Genomic DNA, 1,262 nt, shown 5'->3' with positions numbered 1-1,262 from the left:
ATTGCGCTTCAACACATCGCCAACGGGGCATCAGCAAGCGCAGTTGGACGTGAGTTAGGGATACCCTCACCAACAGTCAGGCGGTGGGCGCGACAAGCCGGAATTGAGATCCAGCACCAATCGCACTACCCGAAGGTCTCGATGATGCATAAGCATCGCGTGATCTACGAGATGCTTATGGCCGGCTCATATAGTGTTGCCGAGATTGCCGCGCAGGCTGGGGTGTGCACAACCACGGTGTACAACCGGCGGGCTAGTTTAACCACTATGAATACCCGCAGTCGGATAACACCTGGTGATGTATCTCGTGTTGGCGCTGGTCGGCGGCTAGGGCTGACGGAACGCTTACTTATTGCCGATTGCCTGCGGGCAGGTCATTCGCACCGGCGTATCGCCCAGATAGTCTGTCGTAGTCAATCCACTATCAGTCGTGAAATCGCACGCAACAGCGTCGATGGTATCTACGATGCCTATCACGCTGATCAGGCCAGCCGCGGGCGTCTTGCTCGTCCAAAGCCGCGCAAACTCGATGACAATCGATTCTTACGCGCCCAGGTTGTCAATCTGCTCAACCGTGGCGCCTCACCGCGTCAGGCCAGTGGCAGGTTGGCTGCACTGTGGGGTGATAATACGTCCATGACTATTAGCCACGAGTCGATTTACCAGGCCCTTTACGTACAAGGGGCAGGCAGCTTGCGCAAAGAACTTGTGTTTGAAAAGTCCTGCCGGACTACCCGGCCAGGGCGTAAACCCCGCTCGCTTCTCGCAGGGGTGCCCAAGCCACGTGGAAAACGCTGGACTCATGATGCCAATATTTCACTTCGCCCAGCCGAAGCCAATGATCGTGCGGTACCCGGTCATTGGGAAGGCGATTTGATTATTGGCGCAGATGGCACCAGTGCTTTAGCGACGTTGGTGGAACGCCGCAGCAGGTTTGTGCTGCTCGGCAGACTCGGCACTGACCATACTGCCGCCAGTGTCAATGAGGTGATGGTACGGATGATTCGTCGGCTCAAAGAGTCGATGGACACCACGATTTCGACGTTGACCTGGGATCAGGGAGTGGAGTTTGCCAAACACACGGAGTTTTCTGTCGCGGAGAATATCCAGGTGTTTTTCGCCGATCCGCATTCGCCGTGGCAGCGAGGTAGCAATGAGCGGATGAACCGGGATATCCGGTTTTATTTCCCCAAAGGCACCAACTTTACCGATGTCACCGACCAAGAGGTCGCCGAGGCGGAAGCATTGCTGAATAACCGGCC

General features: G+C 56.3%; 1 protein-coding gene. It reads left to right on the top strand.

Going from position 1 to position 1,262, the window contains the following annotated elements; translation table 11 throughout:
• Window positions 1-267: 267 nt before the first annotated feature.
• A partial coding sequence (locus tag QKE19_RS11140; protein WP_347891082.1) for an IS30 family transposase occupies window positions 268-1,262 on the top strand: 995 nt, incomplete at its 3' end.

It is taken from the genome of Corynebacterium sp. c8Ua_99 (assembly GCF_039907185.1).
Classification (GTDB): Bacteria; Actinomycetota; Actinomycetes; order Mycobacteriales; family Mycobacteriaceae; genus Corynebacterium; species Corynebacterium jeikeium_D.
The sequence above is the reverse complement of the archived record's forward strand: the minus strand, read 5'-3'. Positions and strand labels throughout refer to the sequence as shown.